This is a genomic window from Sporosarcina sp. 6E9 (assembly GCF_017921835.1).
In the GTDB taxonomy this organism is placed as follows: domain Bacteria; phylum Bacillota; class Bacilli; order Bacillales_A; family Planococcaceae; genus Sporosarcina.
Genome location: NZ_JAGEMN010000001.1, coordinates 77,694 through 100,999, shown reverse-complemented (window position 1 = coordinate 100,999; position 23,306 = coordinate 77,694). Strand labels below are relative to the sequence as shown.

The 23,306-nt window shown below is 40.6% G+C and carries 22 protein-coding genes; 6 read left to right on the top strand and 16 right to left on the bottom strand.

What is annotated here, in order from left to right; all coding sequences use genetic code 11:
* Window positions 1-319 precede the first annotated feature (319 nt).
* From J4G36_RS00610 to dcuS, 4 genes are all read right to left on the bottom strand, one after another.
* Window positions 320-868 (bottom strand): Rpn family recombination-promoting nuclease/putative transposase, encoded by a 549-nt coding sequence (locus tag J4G36_RS00610; protein ID WP_256439533.1) that lies wholly within the window; start codon window positions 866-868, stop codon window positions 320-322.
* Between the two features lie 317 nt (window positions 869-1,185).
* Window positions 1,186-2,847, bottom strand: a complete 1,662-nt coding sequence (locus tag J4G36_RS00605; protein ID WP_210470361.1) for an SLC13 family permease — start codon at window positions 2,845-2,847, stop codon at window positions 1,186-1,188.
* Between the two features lie 157 nt (window positions 2,848-3,004).
* Window positions 3,005-3,721, bottom strand: coding sequence for a response regulator (locus J4G36_RS00600; RefSeq protein ID WP_210467898.1), 717 nt, complete (start codon window positions 3,719-3,721; stop codon window positions 3,005-3,007).
* A complete protein-coding gene (gene dcuS / locus J4G36_RS00595) occupies window positions 3,714-5,312 on the bottom strand; it encodes a DcuS/MalK family sensor histidine kinase (protein ID WP_246880350.1) in 1,599 nt (532 codons plus the stop codon). Before dcuS ends, J4G36_RS00600 begins: the two co-directional genes overlap by 8 nt.
* Window positions 5,313-5,414: 102 nt before the next feature.
* Here dcuS and J4G36_RS00590 point away from each other — a divergent pair, with 102 nt between their 5' ends.
* Entirely contained in the window at window positions 5,415-5,771 is a 357-nt protein-coding gene (locus tag J4G36_RS00590; RefSeq protein ID WP_210467897.1) for a hypothetical protein, read from the top strand.
* A gap of 63 nt (window positions 5,772-5,834) precedes the next feature.
* Entirely contained in the window at window positions 5,835-6,182 is a 348-nt protein-coding gene (locus J4G36_RS00585; protein ID WP_210467896.1) for a phage holin family protein, read from the top strand.
* A gap of 45 nt (window positions 6,183-6,227) precedes the next feature.
* Here the strand turns inward: J4G36_RS00585 and J4G36_RS00580 are convergent, their stop codons facing one another.
* The 5 genes from J4G36_RS00580 to J4G36_RS00560 all read right to left on the bottom strand — a co-directional run bounded on the left by J4G36_RS00580 (window position 6,228) and on the right by J4G36_RS00560 (window position 11,998).
* On the bottom strand, window positions 6,228-7,826 hold the full coding sequence (locus J4G36_RS00580; RefSeq protein WP_210467895.1) for a BCCT family transporter: 1,599 nt from the start codon (window positions 7,824-7,826) through the stop codon (window positions 6,228-6,230).
* Window positions 7,827-8,314: 488 nt separating this feature from the next.
* On the bottom strand, window positions 8,315-8,503 hold the full coding sequence (locus J4G36_RS00575; RefSeq protein ID WP_210467894.1) for a hypothetical protein: 189 nt from the start codon (window positions 8,501-8,503) through the stop codon (window positions 8,315-8,317).
* 441 nt (window positions 8,504-8,944) lie between these two features.
* Window positions 8,945-9,259, bottom strand: coding sequence for a DUF3784 domain-containing protein (locus J4G36_RS00570; RefSeq protein WP_210467893.1), 315 nt, complete (start codon window positions 9,257-9,259; stop codon window positions 8,945-8,947).
* A 316-nt stretch (window positions 9,260-9,575) separates the two neighbouring features.
* Complete coding sequence (locus tag J4G36_RS00565; protein ID WP_210470359.1) at window positions 9,576-10,550, bottom strand: quinone oxidoreductase family protein; 975 nt, start codon at window positions 10,548-10,550, stop codon at window positions 9,576-9,578.
* Window positions 10,551-10,579: 29 nt separating this feature from the next.
* On the bottom strand, window positions 10,580-11,998 hold the full coding sequence (locus J4G36_RS00560) for an NAD-dependent succinate-semialdehyde dehydrogenase (protein ID WP_210467892.1): 1,419 nt from the start codon (window positions 11,996-11,998) through the stop codon (window positions 10,580-10,582).
* Window positions 11,999-12,156: 158 nt separating this feature from the next.
* On the opposite strand from J4G36_RS00560, the gene J4G36_RS00555 reads away from it, so the two are divergent.
* The 4 genes from J4G36_RS00555 to msrB all read left to right on the top strand — a co-directional run bounded on the left by J4G36_RS00555 (window position 12,157) and on the right by msrB (window position 15,279).
* Window positions 12,157-13,278 (top strand): MBL fold metallo-hydrolase, encoded by a 1,122-nt coding sequence (locus J4G36_RS00555; RefSeq protein ID WP_246880349.1) that lies wholly within the window; start codon window positions 12,157-12,159, stop codon window positions 13,276-13,278.
* A 3-nt stretch (window positions 13,279-13,281) separates the two neighbouring features.
* On the top strand, window positions 13,282-13,545 hold the full coding sequence (locus J4G36_RS00550; RefSeq protein ID WP_210467891.1) for a DUF3006 domain-containing protein: 264 nt from the start codon (window positions 13,282-13,284) through the stop codon (window positions 13,543-13,545).
* A gap of 110 nt (window positions 13,546-13,655) precedes the next feature.
* Window positions 13,656-14,174: a redoxin family protein gene (locus tag J4G36_RS00545; RefSeq protein WP_210467890.1), complete on the top strand. Its 519-nt coding sequence runs from the start codon at window positions 13,656-13,658 to the stop codon at window positions 14,172-14,174.
* A 10-nt stretch (window positions 14,175-14,184) separates the two neighbouring features.
* Entirely contained in the window at window positions 14,185-15,279 is a 1,095-nt protein-coding gene (gene msrB, locus J4G36_RS00540; protein ID WP_210467889.1) for a peptide-methionine (R)-S-oxide reductase MsrB, read from the top strand.
* 229 nt (window positions 15,280-15,508) lie between these two features.
* Here msrB and J4G36_RS00535 read toward each other — a convergent pair whose 3' ends face one another.
* From J4G36_RS00535 to J4G36_RS00505, 7 genes are all read right to left on the bottom strand, one after another.
* Window positions 15,509-16,612, bottom strand: coding sequence for a Ger(x)C family spore germination protein (locus tag J4G36_RS00535; protein WP_210467888.1), 1,104 nt, complete (start codon window positions 16,610-16,612; stop codon window positions 15,509-15,511).
* Window positions 16,609-17,694 (bottom strand): GerAB/ArcD/ProY family transporter, encoded by a 1,086-nt coding sequence (locus tag J4G36_RS00530; protein ID WP_210467887.1) that lies wholly within the window; start codon window positions 17,692-17,694, stop codon window positions 16,609-16,611. The genes J4G36_RS00535 and J4G36_RS00530 overlap by 4 nt, the downstream gene beginning before the upstream one ends.
* Before the next feature lie 2 nt (window positions 17,695-17,696).
* Window positions 17,697-19,094 carry a spore germination protein gene (locus tag J4G36_RS00525; protein ID WP_368668755.1) on the bottom strand — a complete coding sequence of 466 codons (1,398 nt, stop codon included), beginning with the start codon at window positions 19,092-19,094 and terminating at the stop codon, window positions 17,697-17,699.
* A 138-nt stretch (window positions 19,095-19,232) separates the two neighbouring features.
* Window positions 19,233-20,159: a dipeptidase gene (locus J4G36_RS00520; RefSeq protein WP_210467886.1), complete on the bottom strand. Its 927-nt coding sequence runs from the start codon at window positions 20,157-20,159 to the stop codon at window positions 19,233-19,235.
* 4 nt (window positions 20,160-20,163) lie between these two features.
* Window positions 20,164-20,877, bottom strand: coding sequence for a gamma-glutamyl-gamma-aminobutyrate hydrolase family protein (locus J4G36_RS00515; protein WP_210467885.1), 714 nt, complete (start codon window positions 20,875-20,877; stop codon window positions 20,164-20,166).
* Between the two features lie 14 nt (window positions 20,878-20,891).
* Window positions 20,892-21,833, bottom strand: a complete 942-nt coding sequence (locus J4G36_RS00510; protein ID WP_246880347.1) for an MBL fold metallo-hydrolase — start codon at window positions 21,831-21,833, stop codon at window positions 20,892-20,894.
* Window positions 21,834-22,037: 204 nt separating this feature from the next.
* Window positions 22,038-23,018, bottom strand: coding sequence for an alpha/beta hydrolase (locus J4G36_RS00505; protein ID WP_210467884.1), 981 nt, complete (start codon window positions 23,016-23,018; stop codon window positions 22,038-22,040).
* Between the last annotated feature and the right edge of the window lie 288 nt (window positions 23,019-23,306).

Genomic DNA, 23,306 nt, shown 5'->3' with positions numbered 1-23,306 from the left:
TCTACAAGTCTTACCTATTCCAGTGCAGGTAGTTAGTCTAAATTTCAAAAAAGTTATAACTACTTTACCTGTCAATTTCAATATTTCTTCACCTAACAATTCAATTTACGTATCAATACGCTTCTATATTTAGGTAATTTGAACCCTTTTCAGCAAAAGCGCGCGTTTATCCTAGAATTTAACACGTTATTTATTAAAGGGTTGAATTTGCAGAAAAAAACGACCTATGCGTGTGCCAAAAGGTCGTTTTGTATTTGAATGGCTTATTGGGGATGATTCGTAGGCTTATATTGTGATCTGTAACCCAGTACTGTTCCAACTATTGAATAGTTGATTTTATGATACTTACAACATTTTCTACCGGCATATTTAACACGTCCGCGATTTCCTCAATCGGGTATTGTTTTCGATGCATACTTAAGATTACTTTTGTTATATTTTCTTCTTTGCCTTCTTCTTTTGCATCTAGTTCCCTTTGAATTTGATCTTTCAAATGAATTTCACGTGCGATGGCTGCTTTACGCATTTCCGTATCATCGCTTAAACGTTGGATCTCACTAAATGCATCTCTAATGGTTAAACTTTCCATCGCTAACGCCTCCTTTGTTTCTTTATCGCCCTTCATAAAAATTAACCATTGTTCAAGTTTGGTCGCGTTTTTAAGTTTTAATCCCTTCACTTTTGATAATTCAAGCACATGTATTTCCATATGAGATGAAAATAGAGCGCCATTCTCAGGGTCAATTAATTGAAACATGCTGTGGTAATGTGGTTTTTCAAGCAAGTTGAAATTGGTGATAACGATTTGAATCGCTTTATTGGTTCGACATATGGGCTCGTCAACTCTACAATAAAACCACGGCCTCATCTCAATTCTTTACGTCTATTATAAAACAAATGTTCTTACAAAACAATCCTGTAGTCTGAATAGTCTTTAAATATTATTGGATGGGAATAACCCGGCACGACACTCAAAATGGGAAACCTCCAACAACAAAAAAAACGCTTCCCATAACCGGGAAACGTCTAGAACATAGTTGTCTACAAGTCCGTTACTTCACTCTACCACCCGATAACTATTCAACGTAGCTATACAATCCCTTATGATTCTCCCCCTTTATGATATGTTCATTCAAAATTAAAAATGCCTGGCACCCACGTTGCGTAGGTGTCAGGCACTCTATTTTATTTACCGAAAAATTCAGCAGGTACATTATGCAAATCAAGTCCCCACGCAATTGGCATTAGGAAGTAAATAACCAATACGATTAAAAACAGGGCGAATAAGTTGACCAAGAAACCGACGCGAACCATTTCAACGATTCTTAATTTCCCGGTTCCAAAGATGATTGCGTTTGGTGGAGTTCCTACTGGCAACATGAACGCGCAGTTTGCAGCCATTGCCGCTGGTACCATCAATGCGAACGGGTGGATTTGCAGGGCTAGCGCTAGTGATGCCAATACTGGAAGAATCATCGTCGCAGTTGCCGTATTTGATGTAATCTCCGTTAATCCAAGAACGAGTAACGTTGAAAGTGTGATGATGATAATAATGTTAAAACCATCTAATACAGTGAGTTGCGCACCAATCCATTCAGACAGACCTGTTTGACGGAAGCCGGCAGCGATTGCAAGACCGCCTCCGAATAGGAGTAGAATGCCCCACGGGATTTCCTTGGAATCTTTCCATTCAAGAATGCGCGCGCCATACTTTTTAGATGTCGGGATTGCAAATAAAAGACCCGTTGCCAACACAGCAATCATGCCATCTTTTAAATCAGGTACGATTCCCAACCAAAGAAATTCTCTTGTAATCCACATGAAAGCTGCAAAAACAAATACAGCGGCAACTACTTTTTCTTCAAAAATCATTTTTCCAAGTGCTTTACGTTCATCTTGAATCACTTCTTTTCCACCAGGAAGGCCTTTAATACTCATTTTAAAAGCAAATCTTCCCAAGTAGATCCAAGTTGTAATCGTGAGTATCACGACAATTGGAACTGCAATGAGCATCCAACCTGCAAATGAAATCTCTACACCGAATAATTCTTTCACTTGTGCGGCAAGAATGATATTCGGCGGCGTACCGATAAGCGTACCGAGTCCACCGATTGTTCCCGCATAGCCAATTCCAAAGATTAACGCTTTCTCAAACTTCGGTAATTCTTTTTCCTCGGGTCGCCCTTTTAAAGCGGATGCGACTTGTGCAGTGATGGCTAACCCCATTGGGATCATCATCATAACTGCAGCGGTGTTAGACACCCACATCGATAGAAACGCTGTGGCTACCATAAATCCAAGTAAGATTCGTTGCGTGCTCGTCCCGATGAATGCGATGATCGCCAATGCCATTCTCTTATGGAGATTCCATTTTTCCATCGCTAGCGCAATAAAGAACCCACCTAAGAATAGATAAATAATGTCATTACCGTATGCAGCTGTTACGGTTCCGCTATCTAACGCGCCCGTTACCGGCAATAAGAATATCGGTAGTAGCGAAGTGACTGGAATCGGAATCGCTTCCGTAATCCACCATGTTGCAATCCATAATGTTACAGCCAGAACTGCTCTCGCTTCTGGAGACAATCCTTCAGGCGAAAAGAATAACAGCGTTAAAATGAATAATAAGGGGCCAAGTATCAAACCTACAATTTGTGCCGTTGTATAGGATTTTTTATTGTATTCATTATCCGGCTCCTGTAAAGGTCCCCCGGTATTTGTTGCTTGTTTCGATTGTTCATTTTTATTCTTTGCTTTTTCTATATCCTTCTTATACGAAAAAAAGTTTAGTAGATTTTTGGTCTGGTCATGCGAACGCCAAAGTCCTTGCCAGACAGTAGATACCATTGCTTTCAAGAATAATCCCTCCCAATGTAAACGCTTACTATTTGAAAGCTAACTATATAGGCAAATTTATCGTAAATATACATTACGTAACTAAGCAAAGACTTTTGTAACTAAAAAAAGAAAGCCACAATTGAACAAATTGTGACTTTCTTTTTGGTTATTCGCGGATTAATGCTTCGAGAATATCGATTTTTTCAGGTTTTACAATGAAGCGATTTAATGGACGACCCGTTTCTTGATACACGATGTCGACGGTTAACATGTCAGTTTCCACTAAATGATTTAAATATTTTCGAACGGAGACGCGTGAAATCCCCGTTTCCTTCGCCAAATCAGCGGCCGAAAATGCACCTTTTGGACGCTTCATCATTTGCCGGACAATCGTTGTAAAGGTTCGAACCGTGAGCCCTTTAGGAAGATCGAGAACAGTCGCTTGCGATTTTTCTGATCGAAGCAAAAATGTATCGATTGCTTCTTGACTTACGTGTTCCGTATCTTTCATCACCTGATGCTTCTGTTCATATTGGAGAAGCGCTTCTTGGAATCGTTCGAAGGTAAAAGGCTTTATGAGATAATCAACCGCCCCGTAACGGAGCGCTGTTTGGACGGATTGTTTATCGTTTGCCGCCGAAATGATGATGACATCCACTGGGTCATCCGCTTTTCGAAAATCGCGTAGCAGTTCAAGGCCAGTTTTTTTCCCCATATGTACGTCAAGTAAGATGAGATCGACTTTATTTGATTGGTAAAATGTCCATCCTGCTTCGGCAGTTTCAGCGATTCCAGCAAGGGTAAACCCCGGGATGCTTTCCAGATAAATCCCATTGAATTTTGCAACCATTGGATCGTCTTCAATAATTAATACGTTAATCATTCGTATCCCCCTCATAAGGAATCTTCACATGAAATCGAGTACCCGCTCCTTTCTCCGAAGAAATATCTAGCTTGCCGCCCAGTTCAGTGAGGGCTTTATTGACCAAATAAAGACCGTACCCACGATTTTCACCTTTTGTCGATAAGCCAATCTGCGAAGTTTGTTCAAAATCCGCTTCGCCAATACCCGGACCGTTATCATGTATATCAAAATAGAAGTGCTTGTTCTTATAATTTATAGCAATTTCAATTTGACCGTTCTCTTGATCTCGTACGGCTTCGCTCGCATTATCGAACAGGTTGCCTAGAATTGTAATGATTTTGTCCATATGCTCAATCTTCTTCAATCCGGGGAGTGGGTTGTCCCCTGCTAGTTCGACATGAATGCCGGTTTCACGTGCTTTGCTTAACTTATTAACCAAATAGCCCGATATGACGGGATCCTTGATGAGTCGAGAAACTGCGCCCACTTCTTTTTGATAAGCATCTGATAAATAGGTGGTGTATTCTTTTAGCTCGTCATACGATTTTGTGTGCACCATCGCTGTGATGACGTGTAGTTTATTCATAAATTCATGTGTTTGCGTTCTTAGGGTTTCCGCAAAAGCTTTCGCACCCGATAGTTGTTCTACTAAAGAAGTTAGTTCGGTTTTATCTCTAAATGTCGCGAGTGCGCCCACGATTTCACCGTTTAAAATGACCGGGACTCGGTTGACGACGATATCGATGCCATTCAGTTGTTGTTCTTGGTTGAAGGCTGGTTCTCCGGAGATTAGGACTTGTTGTAAACGTGAGCCCGGTAAATAGGCATCGGCTGTTTTGCCGATTGGGTTTTCCAGTAGACCCGCTTGGTGAAATAGTTGACTTGCGGCTTGATTGGCCACAATGATTTCGCCTTTATCGTTGATTGCAATAATTCCTTCTTTGACGGATTCCAGCATCGCATCGCGTTCGCCAAGAAGTTTAGCGATTTCCTCCGGTTCCAAACCGTATAGGGTTTTCTTAACTTGTCTTGCTAAAAGAAAGGCCCCAATGATGCCGATAAGTAATCCAAAGCCAATGCCTATGTAACTTGTGCGTAGGCTTTGAAATACGGCGGCTTGTATGTTTTTCGACAAAATACCTACGGAGACGACACCGACTATCTCATTTTCAGCATATATCGGCACAAAAGCCCTTAATGATTCACCGAGCGTCCCTTGGGCTAAAGATGTGTAGCTTTCCCCTTCGTACGCAAGGTCCTCGTCGCCCCCGACAAAATATTCACCAATTCGTTCTTCTACTGGGTGCGACTGGCGAATATGATCCTTGTTTAACACGACGATATACTGCACACTTGTACTTTTTTGAACTTCGCTTGTGAAAGATTGAATAGCTTCCACGGGTCCGTCTCCGGTTAACCCGTCTTTGATCAGCTTTGTATGACTGATAGTGGTCGCGATATCCATTACTTTATTTTCGTGAAAAGCCCTTGAATTTTCAACGGCTTTGCTGCCAATCAAATAGGCTGTTACTGATAATGAAACGAGGACTACTGTACAGACTAATATCGTTAATTTTGTTTGGAGTCGAATTTTACTTTTAGTAAACAATTTACATTTGGCCTCTATTCAACAATGTCTGATAAAAGTTTCATAAATTTTGAACTTGCATATACTACTTAATAAAGAATTATACAGTAAAAGGATGATGATTTGGAATTCAATAACCAATTTAATGGACATGGATTTCAAAACAATAGCAATTCCCAAGATATCGGTCCGAAAATTGCTTTGTGGGGCACTGTGCTATCAGCGCTTGGCGATACAATACAAGTCATTGGAGGAGCAATTTCAATAGAGGAAAGCAATATTGCCGATCAACAGCAACAACAGGCAATGGCAAAACTTCAAAGTCAGATTGATGATTTACAAAAACAGCAATCTCAAAATAACGGGATGAGTATAGATGTTGATACGTTTAATAATGTATTGGAGAAAATACTTGATAAACTGGAGACCATCGATAATGCTCAGATGGAAAATAAACCAAAGAATGAATACAAGAATTAAACTTCAGTTATATTTAATGATACACTATTCATATCAATATATATGTCAAAGGTTGTGTTCTTTATGAAATGGTTCGGAGGAATTTTGATTAACGCACTGGTATTACTATTTCTTTCGTGGTTGATTCCTAGTTTTATAGTCGAGAGTATTGGCACTGCAATTTTGGCAAGTATCGTCTTAGCGATTATCAATATGCTCGTTCGACCGATTTTAATATTGTTTACGCTACCAGCGACAATTGTCACGCTCGGGTTGTTTTTATTTGTTGTGAACGCGCTGATGCTTCTATTGACCAATAAAATAATGGGCGATGGATTTATTATTGAGAGTTTTGGCACGGCTTTGTTGATTGCGGTATTGATGTCGATATTAAATCTCTTTCTTAATCCTGCGAAGAAGAAGATAAAATAAAAACTCAGCCACTATTATGTGGCTGAATTTTTTATTTCTATTCTTTTAGTTCTCATTTTCACGTTTCTTTTTTATCCTACGGTTCTTTTCTTCTCGACGATTAATATGAATCATCGGGGAGTCATAATCTTTTGACGCTAAAATATCTTCACTCGAAGCCTTCATAAATGACCAAGCAAGTAAAAACAATATAAATACAACAGGAAAACCTGCAACGATACTCGCTGTTTGGAGCGTCTCAAGTCCCCCAATAAACATCAACACGAGCGGAAGCAGCGTTAACGTGAATGCCCAGAATAACCGATTCCATCTTAGTGGATCTGAATCCACTTCTTTCTGCACAACCGCTGCCAAAATAAAGGACGCCGAATCGAAAGTCGTCGAAAGGAAAATAATTGCTAGGATCGTGAACAAGGGCACAATAATTTTTGCGATTGGAAGCTGATGAAAAATGGCAATGATTGTCGCGGGCGCACCTGCTTCATTCATGAACCCAATTACATCAAAAGTACCGCTCAATTGCAGATAAAGTCCAAAGTTGCCAAGTATTCCAAAGAACAACATACTCCCGACAGTTCCGTAAATCATCGTACCGAGAATCATTTCCTGGATCGTTCTACCACGGGATATGCGCGCAACAAATAAACCGACGAATGGTGCGTACACTACCCACCAGGCCCAATAAAAAATAGTCCATTTCTGAGGAAAACTTGTTTTTTCAAACCCATCTAAATTCCCGAATGGCTCAAGCCATGTCGCCATTTTAAAGAAATTATCAATGATAATACCGAAACTTGTAAACGCTGTATTACTAATGAATAATGTCGGTCCAACTATAAAAACAAATGCCAGAATAAAAACCGCTAACCAAAGATTGATGTCACTAAGTAGTTTAATTCCTTTTTTGAGGCCGAAATAAGAACTCGTTGCAAAAATAACTGTACAAAGCATCATAATGACAACCTGCATACCGAGGGTAACAGGAATGCCTGTTATGTCTGAAACGCCGGCTGCAATCATCGGTGTCCCAAGTGCCAGCGTCGTGCCCGCCCCGCCCATTAAACCGAACATAAATAGAACGTCGATAATAACGCCGATTGGTGTGTCAACGAGTTTTCCGAGAACGGGTCTTACCGCCTCACTAATTTTCAATACGCGCTTTTTTCGAACGTAGTAAAAATAAGCAATTGGAAGAGCCGGTAAAGTATAAATTGCCCAAGCTATGGGTCCCCAGTGGAAAATACCATAGGCGGTAGCCCATGATATTGCCTCATTGGATTCTGGTGCAAGGCCGAATGGCGGTGCTTGATAATAATAAGCCCACTCGATCATCGCCCAATAGAGAATACTCGAACCTATTCCTGCCGAGAACATCATTGCTGCCCAGGAAAATGTATTGAACTCTTTTCGTTCTCCTCTATCGCCCAGCTTTACTTTTCCATTTTTACTAAAAGCAACATACATAAGAAATACAAATGCTGCTAAACCAACAAATAAATAAACGACGCCGAATGTTTCCGTCATAAATTCATTTGCCATATTGACAACTACTTCACCGGTTTCAGGAAATAGCATCAGCGGAATTGACACCGCCAGTAATAATATTAAAGCGCCTATGAAAGTAGGCCAATCAATAATTTTCATCGTAAGTAATCCTTTCAACAAATATTTTGATTTAATTATATACTAAGAATAAGGAATTGTAACTTTTGCTAGCAAATAACGTCTATCGCGAAATTTATAATATCGGTGCATTCGGTATGTATTTCCGCATGAAACGACATTATTTCCGTGCATTATAGAAATATATCCGTACCAATCTTTGCTGTATCAGCACATTTATCAATTATATCAGCAAACCGGGACTTTACATCTTTCCAATTGGATCATTCCTATAGCCCCTCAAAAATTCTAGTTACTAAAACTTTTGTTTTGGTACGTATGGACTACATTTTAACTTATGTATTCTGTTTAATCCTGTATTCGTGAATTTATTGATTTATTAATAAAAAGTCTCTGTTAAAGTTTAATGTTGTTTTATTTTTAAAAAACAGATCCTCCAATAAATGGAGGGCCTGTTGATTTTGGATTAACAGAGCTTTCCTCAACAATCGCCCCCGATTGCTGATAGCTTAATTTGGCTCAAATTTACTTTCAAAACATTCCCTACAGTAAATTACTCCATCAGTTTCTTTAACCCACTTTTTGATAATTGAATCTGTCCTGCCAACATATTCCTTTGTGGGATATTCCGCCAATACCGCCATAAATTCTCCTGGTTTAATCTCTCCACCGCAGGAATCACAGTTTAATTTATTCATATAATCACTCCCAACTTTTTATAATAATTCTTTTAATTTTATTCTGTTAAATTGCCCGTTTGTTGAATAAAAAATAATTCTATATTGTGAATTTACTTAAACTTAGTGTACCATATGTTTCTGTATCTTGAAGAATCACGTCTTTTATAGTGACTTTATTGTTTTGATGTGGATACCCTCTAATACTCGTTCTAAAAGTGCAATTATCAACAACAAGAATTAACAGAGCTAATAAAAAAAAGACCATCGTTTGATGATCTTTTAACTGCTAAACTAAAATCAACAGTCTCGCCTTTTATTCGTTCGGATAAAGATTCTGATATGTTTCCATAGTATATTTTATTAAAGCCTATCAAATATTGGTATCGATATCAGCTAATTTATTAACATAAATACAAGCCTTACTCAACGCTACGCTTCTCGCATCCGTATAGTAACTGCTCAACTTGATTCCTTTTTAAATCGATTGCCCAAGTTAGAATATATTAAACTAAAAATAAGAATAGCTAAAAATAAGATCAAACCAATAACGAATAGTACATTGTTTTGTAGTATGTCGCTGAACAACCAAAATACCATGCTTGCTGATAAAGCTAGAATTGTTTTTCCGTAGAATTTACTAAAAGCCAGTTTATCGTATTTTGCTTTTTCCTCTTTAGGTAACGTGTTAAATCCTGCAATAAGAAACGTTCCTTTTCCATTCAACAGAAATACACCTATAACAGTAAATATTAATATAGTAATAATTAATAGCATGTTAACACCTCCGTAAAGTAGCATTCTTACTAAGACATACGCATGCTGGCTAATAAAGTTTCAGAATGAGTAAAAGTTAATCAGTAAACTTCCTATTTCCTTATTCATTGCGGATTATATTCTTCCCAAGGTGGTCATTTTATTATATCCGCGCATTCAGGACGGATATCCAAAGAAGTCCACACTATATCCGTACATTTGGAACACATATCATCAATAATTCAACTTATATCCGCAAAACAAGACTTTACGCCTAGCCGGAAAAAACATTTATTCATAAAAAAAGGAAGTACATGATGTACTTCCCCGAATTGCTTTATGGAATGAGCACCAATTTCCCCATAGTCTTTCTTCCCTGAAGGTCTTGATGTGCTTCGGCTGCATCTTCTAATTTATACGTGCCACCGATTGTCAGTTCAAGTTCGCCGCTTTCAATATAACGAAGCAATTCTTTGAAACTCTTCAAGTACAATTCTGGTTTACTCACGATTTGTGGTAAGAAGAAACCTATCACTGATTGATTTTTACGCATGAGTTGCGCTGGATAAAGATGTGCTTGTTCCCCGCTGGCAGCACCGAATATGACTAATCTGCCGAATGGTGCTAGACATGCCAATGTTTTATCGAAGATGTCTCCGCCGACCATTTCGAGGGCAACGTCGACCCCTTTTCCATCTGTCAGCTCAAGAACTTGTTGTTCCCAATCTTCTTCTGTGTAGTTGACGAGATGATCTGCGCCTAGTTTTTTGGCATGTGCCAGTTTTTCATCACTACTGGCTGTCGCGATCACTTTGCCTGCACCGAATAATTTTGCGAGTTGTACGGAAATTGCTCCGACGCCGCCCGCTGCTGCATGAACGAGAACAGTTTCACCTTTTTCCAGTCTGCCCATAGTCGTTAAGATATGGTAGGCAGTCTGTCCTTGTAGCGGAAGTGCAACTGCATCGGAGAAATCTACGCCATTTGGAATCGGCGCCAATGCCACTTCATGTGCTTTCGCAAATTCCGCATACGCATCCGATTCAATTAACGAGACGACCCGCATCCCCGGCTTGTACTGTGTGACATTTTTACCTACAGCGACAATTTCACCGGCAATTTCTGCGCCTGGAATAAACGGTAATGGCGTTGGCACGACATACTTCCCTTCGCGTCGTGCGATATCTGCATAGTTCACACCAATCGCTTTAACGTTAACCAAGACTTCACGGTCACCTAATTCAGGAATATCAACATCCATATACTTTAAAACTTCCGATCCACCGTATTCTTCAAATTGAATTGCTTTCATTTTAGTCATTTAATTTCCTCCTCTTGATTTTACAAACCAACCGAGATATATTTTACTTCTAAATACTCGTCCATTCCTTGCTGCCCGCCTTCTCTTCCTAGGCCGCTCTGCTTGAATCCGCCGAATGGTGCTTGCGGTGTGGACGGAATGCCGTCGTTCAATCCGACAATGCCGTATTCTAGTTGTTCGGATATATGGATTCCTTTTGTGATATTTTCCGTGAATACATATGCTGCAAGTCCGTAAATGGAGTCGTTCGCTCGCTCGATTGCCTCGTCTTCAGTTTTGAATGTTGTAATCGGCGTGACTGGACCGAATGTTTCGTCTGTCATACAAATCATGTCGTCCGTGACACCGGTTAGGATTGTCGGTTCGAAGAAGAGCCCATCTTTTACGTTTCCACCAAGTTCGACTGTCGCGCCTTTTTCTTTTGCATCGTCAACATGTTGCCCCACTTTTTCAATGGCCGATTCGTCAATTAGGGGTCCGATATCGGTGCCCTCTTCCAAACCATTCCCCACTTTTAAAGCACTCGCTTTTTCTACGAGTTTCTTGGTAAAAGCATCGGCAATTGATTCATGAACGTAGACGCGGTTAACACAGACGCAAGTTTGTCCAGCGTTGCGGAATTTTGCAGCGAGTACGCCTGCTGCCGCTTTGTCTAAATCAGCATCTTCCAAAACAATTGCCGGTGCATGGCCACCAAGTTCGAGTGAAATTTTCTTGACCGTGTCCGCCGCGCCTTTCATAAGTTCCTTTCCAACTTCGGTGGATCCTGTGAATGTCAGTTTTCGCACACGCGTATCTGCGAGCCATGTTTCACCAATCACTTTTGAATCGCCGGTTACAACATTGATAACGCCTTTTGGAATGCCGGCTTGCTTCGCGAGTTGAACGAGTTTAATCGCCGTTATCGGGGTTAAATTGGCTGGTTTAATGACAACTGTGCAACCTGCCGCCAGCGCCGGACCAACTTTTCTCGTGATCATCGCTGCCGGGAAATTCCACGGCGTGATAACCGCGGTTACACCGACGGGTTGTTTATGGACAAATAGTCGTTTGTTTTGTCCGGTTGCTGGAATCGATTCGCCGTAAATTCGCTTTCCTTCTTCCGCATACCAAGAGATGAATCCATTCGCATAATTAATTTCACCGCGTGCTTCTGGTAACGGCTTTCCTTGTTCTTCAGTCATCGTTCTTGCTAAATCTTCTGTGTTTTCCTTTATCAAATCATACCAATCGCGTATTAACTCGCTTCGCTCATAAGCCGAAAGCTTAGACCACTCTTTGAATGCTTCATAAGCTGCATCGACTGCTAAAGCTGCTTCGTCCGCGCCGCCTTTTGGCACAGTCGCAATCACTTCACCTGTTGCGGGATTATTGACTTCAACTACTGGTAAATTTTCACCCTGGTTTTCACCATTAATCATCATTTGATAAGTTTTCATGATTTAGCCTCCTACTTTTAGTAGTGTGTTCTTATTATCGTATCTTCAATAAAATGCCAAATCAAGTAATGACGTTCAGGGAACTCAGCTTGCTAGAATCGATTCTGATATAATGATCCTATAAGGGATTAATTTGAAAGACCGGAGGATATTATTACATGAAGAAAAAATTAATCGCGACGCTTTATTTATTAATAGGTGCGGCGCTTTTATGTGCGGGATGTATGAATAGTAATGCGACATCGCCACCCGCAGCTGAAATTGAAGACAATATCAAGCTATCAAACATGATTGCCCATTTTATCGATGTTGGCCAAGCGGATGCGACACTGCTCGAGTTTAGTGACGGAACGGATAGTTATACGATGCTCATCGATACGGGGAATTGGAATGCAACCGACGTTGTCTCTTATCTTCACGATGAAAAAATCAAATCTATTGATATCATCGCGATTACCCATCCCCATGCCGATCATATCGGCCAGTTGGATAAAATCATCGATGCATTTAATGTCCACGAAGTGTGGATGAACGGTCAATCGGCGGAATCGGATGTATTTCTACGGGCATTGGATGCGATTGAAGTGAATGGGGTAGATTATTACGAACCGGAAGTCGGAGAAGTTTTTGATGTGGGTCCTCTTGAAATTACGATCTTGCATCCGAGTTCTTTGACTGGATCGACGAATAATAATTCACTGTCCATGCGAATGACATACGGGGATGTCGCATTCTTGTTCACAGGCGACGCCGAGGTACAAGCAGAGCGCGACATGTTAACGAGCGGCGCCAATTTAAACGCTGATATCTTGCATGTTGGACACCATGGATCGAATACGTCGACAACAGAAGATTTTCTAAATGCGGTCAATCCCGAAATCGCAATCTACTCCGCAGGGAATGAAAATCAGTACGAACATCCACATGAGGAAGTCGTCACTCGACTTCAAGCACATCAGGTGTTATTGTACGGCACGAATACGCACGGAACGGTTCGTGTTGAAACAGATGGTGCGACTTACTCGGTTCAAACGAATAAAGACGGCACCATTCCGCGAGATTCACCGGATGCAACAACAGCTGAAGGCTCTTGTATCAATATTAATGAAGCGACCGATGCAGACATTCAACAAATTGTACATATCGGTGCTGAACGCGTGGCTTTATTAATCAAAGGTAGACCGTACAAATCACTCGATGATTTGAAACGGATTCACGGCATCGGCCCTGCTAGAATCAATGATATTAAAGAACAAAACATCGCATGTATTGGAGGCTAATTTATGTATTCAGCATATCTTGACCGATTCACCGATAATCAACAAGCGCTCATTCTCGTAGAGCGTTTGCAAAAAGAATACCACGTCCCCACTTCTTCACTCCCTACTGGAAGTAAGGAAGGGTCATGGTTACTTGCTACTATTCAAGGAGATGCAGTTATTTCGCTACAATTGGACGAAAAGAAAACGAGCGACATGAGGCGGGATACACAAAATCGATTGGAACGATTGAAATCGAAAAAATCGAGTCGCTTCAAACGCGGTTGATAAAAAGGAGGCCTATAGGTCTTCTTTTTTTTATGAACAGATACTTATGATTGGGTACGAATATGATAGTATAGAATTATCAGAACTATTAATCACTAGGGGGATACTAATTGAAACGGAATTGTATGCGATTGCTCGTTTCCTTGTTTTTTATTGTCCTAATCGCTGGTTGCGGCACACCTTATGGAGATGACGTGATCCTGATAGATACTGACGATTTAGCCCCGAAGTTCGTACTTGAGGACTTGGATGGGAATCCGGTTTCGTTGGAGGATATCGGGCAAAAAGTTTACGTTAAGTACTGGACTTCCTGGTGTTCAATTTGTTTGGCGGGTCTAGAAGAACTAGATTCATTATCGGCAACTGAAACCGAATTTCGTGTGATTAGTATTGTGAATCCTAATTATAAAGGAGAAATGTCTCCCGAAAAGTTTAAAGAATGGTATGCATCGCTCCCCTACGAAAACATTACAGTCTTGCTTGATGAAGACGGTGTTTGGGCAAAAGAATTTGATGTCATTGGTTATCCGAGTTCTTATTTTATTAGTCGATTCGGGGAACTCGAGGAAACGATTGTCGGACATACTTCTAATAAAGAGCTATCGAAAATTATGAAACGACTCAGATAGGAGGATAGCGATGAAACGATTATTTAGCGGATTCTTATTTTTTAGCCTACTGCTGGTTATTTCGGCATGTGCAGTTCAGACAAAGACGGTGGATGAGGTCGATACGAAAACAAAACCAGTTAATTCGGCTTCTTCTGAGGCTAAAGATGAGCGTCAACTCGAAGTTATTTATTTCGCAGGTGGTTGCTTTTGGGGAGTCGAAGCATTCTTTTCTAAAATGCCCGGGGTTCATGAAGTAACCTCAGGCTACGCAAATGGCTTAGGCGAAAACCCGACATATGAAGAAGTGATTAGCGGAAAGATGGGATTTGTTGAGGCTGTGGAAGTTCAATATGATCCCGATGACGTGGAACTATCCACGCTTATCGAGTATTATTTTAAAGCTATCGATCCCACTACACTCAATCAACAAGGCAACGATGTCGGTATTCAATACCGTACGGGAATTTATTATTTAAATGAAGACGATGCTTATATCATTGATAAATTATTGACTGCGGAGCGGAAAAGACATGATAAAGCTGTCGTTACGGAAGTGTTGCCTTTAACGAATTATTTCTTAGCCGAAGAGGAACATCAAGACTTTTTAGTGAAAAACCCAAACGCCTATTGCCATATCGACATGAGTATTTTAGATGATTTGGATTCATTAGTAGATCCGGCACTTTATTCACGACCGAGCGATAAGGAGATTAAAAAGAAATTAACAGATGAACAATACAAAGTCGCGGTTCTGGACGACACCGAAACCGCTTATTCAAACGAGTATTGGGACTTGTATGAACCTGGAATTTATGTGGATATCGTCACAGGTGAACCCCTGTTTTCAAGCGTCGATAAATATGATTCCTATTGCGGCTGGCCAAGTTTCACCAAACCTATCGACCCGAATGTCGTGACATATACAGTCGATACGAGTTTTAATATGGTACGAACGGAAGTCCGCAGCCGCGTCGGTGATATTCATCTCGGGCATGTGTTTGACGATGGACCGGTGGACCGGGGCGGGAAAAGGTATTGTATTAATAGCGCGTCCATCTTATTTGTTTCGATGGAAGATATGGAGCAAGCGGGTTATGGATATTTGGTAGAATTGGTGAAGTAACGTTTATAAGTAATACCGGCAATGCGCTACTTAATCCGAAGAGCACCGAATACTGCAGTAGTAAAGTCCCGTTTTGCGGATATACGTGTAAAAGGTGCTGATATGTGACTCCGAGTGTCGGATATGCTTCCCAAATCGTCGCATATAAACGCCAATCTGTCGGATATCCGCTCCAAACCTGCGGCGACGCCCGCTTTACGCTCCGGGTCCTGTTCAATCCACACCCTTTTCACCGCAATGTCCCTGTATTCACGACTTTCATATTCACATTTACTTCATAATCCAACGACGCGATTACTTTCTGCGTCATTTCCTCTGTCCATTTTCCTTTATAATGCATTCTGAAAGATTCACTTAAGCCTACCGGGTCCAATTCTAACTCTTGTAGCTTTTTAAGAATATCTTCAATTTCTTTTTCCAAGTGTTTGTTAATTTCTTTCTCTAGCTTCTTATATTCGCCTATCTTACTTAAATCTCGATTACCTTTATATTCAACTAGCACCGCTTTAATGTTAAGGTCAATATTCACTTTCGGTGATTCAATATTCTTATTGCTTTTTATCTTAGCTCTGTTTTCTATTTGCTCTAAGAAGAGTTGGTTATCCTTCTCATTGTCTTTAAATTTCACGGCGAGCGGCGAAAGTTTTTTCAGTCCAACCAACGCCTGTACTAACAACGATTGCTCAGTCGTGATGGTATCCACCATTCGTTCACTATTAAATAATGCAACTTTAGTAACCTCAAGTGAATCGCCCTTCTTCTCCAAATATGGAACCATCGTATGATAAACCGGACTTGTTTGAGTGTTTATATAATCATGTATGGATGTAAACGGACTAAATGAAGTATGAAGTTTCGGCTCGAACAATTCATTCAAATAAGCGTCCATATGTTGATTTTCCGGATAATCTGCTTTCAGAACATCCTCAACTTGATCTTTGACAATGACGATGCGAACTTTGTTTCCCACTGTAGAATCCCGATAAAAATGTTCCACTACCCCTGTTACTTTTCCACTCTTCGCGAATGCTTCGCTAAATAAGAACGTACGCAATTGATTTAAAACAATCATTTTATCTGCTTTTGAAGATAGCTTAACGAGCCCTTCCTGTACCATTTCCGTGTTAATTGAATAAGCTTCGGTCAGTACAGGTGATTCTCCAGCAGGTTGTGGAATACCGACTGTCATCCTCATTTCTTGATTATCTACTAAATCGAAACCGATGCTACTAACGAGCGAGAGCTCCTCTACAGATGCGCGTTGCTCCGATTCAGTACATCCAGCCATTAAAGCAAAACCTGATACGAAAATAAATAATATGGATTTTTTCACTTCGATCCCTCGTTCTTTTTTGGTTTCATCATGTGGATTAAACATAATAGTATGGGCCAAAGAAAAAATGCATACATTACGTAAAATACACGTTCAAACAATAGCTTTTGAAACGCTTCCATATAAGGGGCTCTTACAAGTATAAAAACAATCGCTGCAACAAAATACAAGTGACTTTTTTTGGTCGAGGAGAGAACGGAATCGAATCCCTTCTTTGCCACCCATATATAAGCGGCCGTTGTAGATAAAATTAAATAAACCCACATCGTGATTCCTAGTACATCGAGTCTTTCAAGATAAGATAGCTGAACTTCCTGGAACAAGTTTAAAACAGGATACAACAAATTTTCAAGTTGCCATTCTGAAAAAAACATGACACTTACAAACGTAAAAGCAAATGTGAATACCATGCTCATCCATAAACCGAGGGATGCATGTTTGAAAGCTTTTTTCTGATATATGATATATGGAAAATAAAATAAAATTAATTCAAAACCGCCGATTGTCATTAACCCTTTTTTCGAAGCAGTGAATAATTCCTGGGGCGTGAAATTGAAAAATGGCATTATATGACGGATGTCCCCGTCCGCAACACCCCACTTCAAAAAGTAAAGCAGTCCGAACGTCAAGAAAAAGCTAATGATACAAAACCGCGCAACTGATTTAATTCCTCCGTGGGCAATATAAATTGCTATGATTAAGAAAATAATCAAGGGGGCTGTGATTTTTTGATCTACAAGCGCGACGATTTGAATTAATCGTATATAACTTGAACATACAGCCGCTATTACAATGATGAAATAGACAAGAAGAATTGCATTAATTGTTTTTCCTGCCCATTTGCCGAATAGTTTTTCATGAATGACAAATAACGTATCATTTGGGTATTTTCTTACGAGCCATATCATTGGTATGAGTAGTAAGTTTGCGACCACGCCAAATAACAATGGCATCCACCACAAGCTGTAACCCATGGAACTTAACCGGTTTGGCAGTGATAAAAGCGAGGTTCCTATGATCACATTTTGAATGAGAAACACGACGTGATAGTGATTCAACACTTTTAATTTATTGTCGACCAAGTTCATTCCTCCTTGTCTACTGGAGGCGTTTTTTTAGTTTGGGCCCTTGTAATCCCAGGTTTGTATTTTAAAAACTTGGTCGGCATTCGGACGACGGAGTCAAAAACGTCCGTCCACTTTCTGGGAATTAAAGGCGTCAAATAAGGCGTGTTTAGTGAAGTCAAGCTCAGTAAATGGTGAAACAGCCATGCAAATGCAATCATTTGGCCATACAGCCCGAACATACCTGCTCCAAAAATAAACAAGTAACGAACGAAGCGACTCGAGTTACTCATGATAAAGTTTGGGGGTAGAAATGATAGAAGTGCGGAAACAGCAACAATTACGATTAATGTATTACTAACAAGACTCGCTTCAACTGCTGCAGTTCCAATAACGATACCGCCGACAATACCAATCGTTTGACCAATCTTAGTCGGCATTCGCGAACCGGCTTCTCTCAAAACTTCAATAACAAGTTCCATAAATAACACTTCCATGAAAGGTGAAAAAGGAACCTTTCCCCGTGATTCCTGTAGATTCAACAGAACTTCGAATGGCAACATTTCAGGATGATAGGTTAAGACTGAAATATATGTCGGCGTTAGTATGATTGTCAAGAAAAACCCAAAGAAACGAAGAAATCGGAGAAGTGATGCTGTCGTCCACCGATTATAGTAATCCTCCGGAGAAATAAATAACTCGAAGAAGGAGATTGGACAAATGATGATACCTTTACCATTCTCCATGGCTATAACAATGCGTCCGTCTAATAGACCTGACACTGCGATATCTGGTCTTACCGTTTCATGGTATTGCGGAAACGGGGAAAACGGATGATCATCCATTAACTGTTGCAAAATTGAAATATCGTTAAATCCAGGGTGATCTATTTTTTTTATTTTATTAATGACGATGTCCAGATTTTCTTTATTGACAATATCGTCCATATACAGAACGGAAACTTTCGTATTGGTTTCAGATCCGATAACGAAATTTCGGATTTTTAAATTCGTGTTTTGGATTCTTCTCTTTACTAGTGATAAATTTGTTTCAAGTGATTCAGTAAATGCATTTTGTGGCCCGATAACACTAGATTCAGTGTCAGTATCGGATATCGCGGCAGTTGGCGCACTGAATGTATTTATACTTAAGTAAAGCCCTTCCGCATGGAAATAGAGGACAGTATTTCCTTCCGTAATTGTGGAAATGACGTTTGCAATATCGATTGCTTCGATAACTTCCGAGGTCTGCAACACATCTGCTTTCGATTGCAATAATGGCGCGATGACAGTCTGGTGCAATATTTTATTGTCGATTAGTGAACTAAAATAAATTAGTGTGATTCGTTCTTTATCTACATATATATCTTTAAATACGGCATCCTCAATTCCATCTAATTTCGTTTTAAGCGTTTCGATTGGAATGCCTCCTTTAGTGAATCGGTATAAGATTATTGTTTCCCTGTGGAAGAGGGTTTATTCAATATGGGGAAAGGCTTAGCGGCATAATAAAAACTGCAGAAACAATCATTTTACTGATTGCTCCTGCAGTTATTTTTATTTCGGACGATGATTCAGGAAGTTTTGATAGGCAAATCCTTTTACTTCCTCTTCGCTATAATGTTTTAGAAGCTCATTAAGTAAATTTGGATGCATGGACGCATCTTCTAGATGGATGATTTTTGATTCGATTCCGTCAAAGTCGGAACCCAATCCAATTTGTTTTACCCCACCTAGCGAACAAAAATGATCGATATGTTTAATAAGATCTGGGATTGTCACTTCCCCTTCTTCCTTCACAAACGGCGGACAATAGACGACGTGTATGAGTCCATTTTTGGCAAACATGGCTTTCGCTTGTTCATCTGTTAGATTGCGAACATGATCGCATATTGCTCTTGCATTGGAGTGGCTTGCAATCGGGTAAGTCGCTTCGTCCATGACATCCCAAAACGCTTTTTCGCATAAATGGGAGACATCCGTCAATATTTTATGACGGTTGTTAAATTGAACAATTTCTCTTCCGAACGTTGTCAGGCCAGCACCGCGTGATTCCCCTGCTCCGTCTGCCGCCAAATTCGCGTTATTCCAAGTGAGTCCAATTGAACGAACGCCTAGTTCATAAAGAATGCTCAACTTCTGAAGATCATTCCCAATGGCGTCTACCCCTTCAAGTGTTAAAAATGCGCCGATTTCTCCGTCTTTCAGTTGGTCGAAGTCGCTCCATTCTTTAATTTGTTTCATATTCGGATTATTCGCTAGGACATCTGTATAAAAATAATGAATTTGATCTAAAGCCGCTTGAAATTTCTCGTCTGATTTCATGTCAGGTTCGATGAAAATTGCAAACGCTTGGACGCGTACGCCGCCTTTTTTCAATTTTTCATAACTCGTATCGAGTTCTGGCGCGTCTTTAAATTTCAATTTTCCGTTTGATTCGTAAAGTCTTAAAAGAACGTCGCAATGTAAGTCGATAATAGCCATTTTTTTAGGACCTGCTTTCTTTGCATTTTTCTACGAATGTATTGAAAAGCCGAAGCGACACGGCTTCTCCGTATTCCGCTAATGCTTCCGGATGCCACTGCACGCCGACTACGAAGTCGTGTGCGGTGCTTTCTACGGCTTCTATGATGTCATCGCTTGCCGTTCCGCTGATTTTGAGTGGTTCCGGAACGTCTTTTACTGCTTGATGATGGAATGAGTTTACTTTAATCGTAGGTGTTTCTGTTATTGATTCGAGAATGGACGCTTTTTCTACTTGCACGAAGTGAGATGTATGGCTCCTAGGTGCTTTTTGCGAATGTTGCAAGATTGTGTTTTCACACTGCGAATGAATGTCTTGAATAACTGCCCCGCCCAGTGCAACATTTAAAATTTGAAGCCCTCTGCAAATACCTAAAATCGGTTTATTGACTTGAAGCATTTCTTTCGCAATTTTTATTTCGAGCGCATCGCGAGTTGGCGTCACTTCGCCTAGCAGCGCATGAGGTTCTTCATCGAATAAAGTTGGGTCAATGTCCCCGCCGCCAGTGAGTATGATGCCGTCGAGCATATGGGCTATTTGCTTGGCGTCACCTTCAACACCGATTGGTAAAATGAACGGCAATCCGCCTGCACGTGTGATTGCAGTTACATAATTTGTGTTCAATTGATGCTTTCTATCCCCATCGATATCTGTTGTTATGCCGATAACTGGTTTCATTAATTATATTCCCCCTAATTGATCGTGTAGTGCCAAACCCCGTTTTGCATTTCCCTTTGACAATTTCCTTTATGTCGCAGATATTCTAGATGCGCCAACGTTTCGCCTACTGCAAAACGAACTTCGTGAATGGTTAATTCGAATTGGAATAGTCGATTGAAAACCTCATAGACTGTAGCACCTTGGCCTATTGCTTTCATCGTTTCTGCAAGCCGTGTATCATGGTGCTTTATAATTTCATCGATTCGCTGATTTGCGCCGTGAAATGGTTTGCCGTGGGATGGCACGACAAAATCGATATCAAGTTTTTTTATTTTCTCCAATGATGTCAAGTAGGATTTCAGCGGGTTGTCATTTCCATGGAACCAGTACGAAATATTCGGCGTGATTCTCGGTAGGATATGATCTGCTGAAAGGAGCACATTTTTTTCCGCATTGTAAAAACAAACCATACCGTCCGAATGTCCCGGCGCAAAAATCACTTCATAGTCGAAACGGCCAATCGGCACTTTCTCGCCTTCGATAAAATAATGGTCAATTTTCGGATGCGGCGTAACGAGCGGTATAAATTCAACGGTATTTTGCACCATTTGCGTGCCGATTTCTTCAGGAATTCCCGATGCCTGATAATAACTATGTATACTTCCTAGAAATTCATCAGTCCACGCATTATACCCAGCATCCGCATCAATCTTTGACATGGAAACCCGTGCGCCGGTTTTCTGTTGCAGTGTCCCAGAATGCCCGAAATGGTCTGGATGATAATGCGTTAGATAGAGGTCTGTGACAGTTTTCCCTTGTAGTTTTTCGTCCCATAATTGAGTCGTATATGGATTATTTAATCCCGAATCAATCACCGTCCAGCCATTTTCGCCTTCCGCCATAAAACAATTGACGTGATTCAATCGAAATGGCAATTCTACTCTAATCGGTGTAATTCCTAGCTCTTTAAGCAAATGAACTCCTCCTTTGATGATGAATATTCCTATGTAACTATCATACACGTTTTCGGAGTTTTTTGTGAAGTGTGAATTTGAGGATCACTAACTTGGTGTAGAGCGTTGCGTTCTCATAATAATCATCTCGCACCACCGTCGAAATAATTCACAAAAAAAGCCGCATACGATTGAATTTGACATTCAATCGCACGCAGCCATTCTTTACTTCTCGGCAACTAAATTGAGGTAGTTGCTTAAGAAGTGTTGGACTTTATTTTTATACTCAGCCTTCTGCATGGCAAAAGATTCACCGTGATTCGCCCCATCGACCAGATAGAGTTCTGCTTCACTCGATGTATGTTGATACAATTCTTTGGCCATTGCTACTGGAACAAAAGTGTCGTCGTTTCCATGTACATACAGAATCGGGACATTCGTTTTTCCGACTTCTCGTAATGCGCTCGCTTCTTTAAATAAATAGCCTGCCCGAATCTTTGTTAATAGACTCGTACTATCCAACAAAGGAAATGCGGGTAGGTGAAACATGCGATCCATTTGATAAGCAAATAATTGGTAAACAGACTTATACGGACTGTCCGCGACGATGGCCTTGACCTGACGTGGCAATCCTTCTTCCCCGCTAGCCATTAAAACAGTTGCAGCACCCATCGATAATCCATGGTAAACGACTTCGGTGTCAGCGCCTAGTTTATCCACCAGCTTTTCAGTCCAATCAATCAAGTCCAGTCGATCCGGCCAACCGAACCCATAATAATCGCCTTCGCTCTTTCCATGTCCTCTTGCATCAGCCATGAAAATATTAAAACCTAACTCCTCATGGTAATACTGACCGAATAGCCCCATTTGTTTCGCGTTCCCTAAATAACCGTGCGTCAAAATGACAAGCTTATTCGTCGGCATGGAAGCACTTAAATAGTACCCGGATAGTTCCATGCCGTCTCGAGAAACTATATTCATTGGTTCAAAGTCTTGACTGGCCACCCAGTCTTTCCATTGCCCCTTCGTATATAACGCCATTGTTTCCGCAGACACTTCTAAATCTGCATTCTTCTGCAAGTATTCTTTCTCTCCCCTTTTGATTGCTAACTCATAAAAAAAGAAACTACCTGCAACTTGAATCACCAGAAAAACGACCGGGACGAGCAGCAAAATCATTTTCCAATTTATTTTTATCTTTCTCATTCCTTCTCTAGTAGACTATGACTTTCAGTTCACAATACAACTACTATTATACTACAAAAGCCATAGAAATAGATTGTTATTTTTTGTGAAAGAATGCTATGTGGGCGAATTGCGCGCATTTCGCGACCGATAGAGAGGAGTTCAGTAATTGCACGGACTTCACAGCGAATTCCGCGGACTTAGGCGGCGCTGGAGAGGACTTCGAGTGGACGAGAGAGGACTAGAAAGATTGCGCTGACTTCGCGACCGGTTGAGAGGACTTTGAAAGCTCTAGTGAGGACTTCAAGA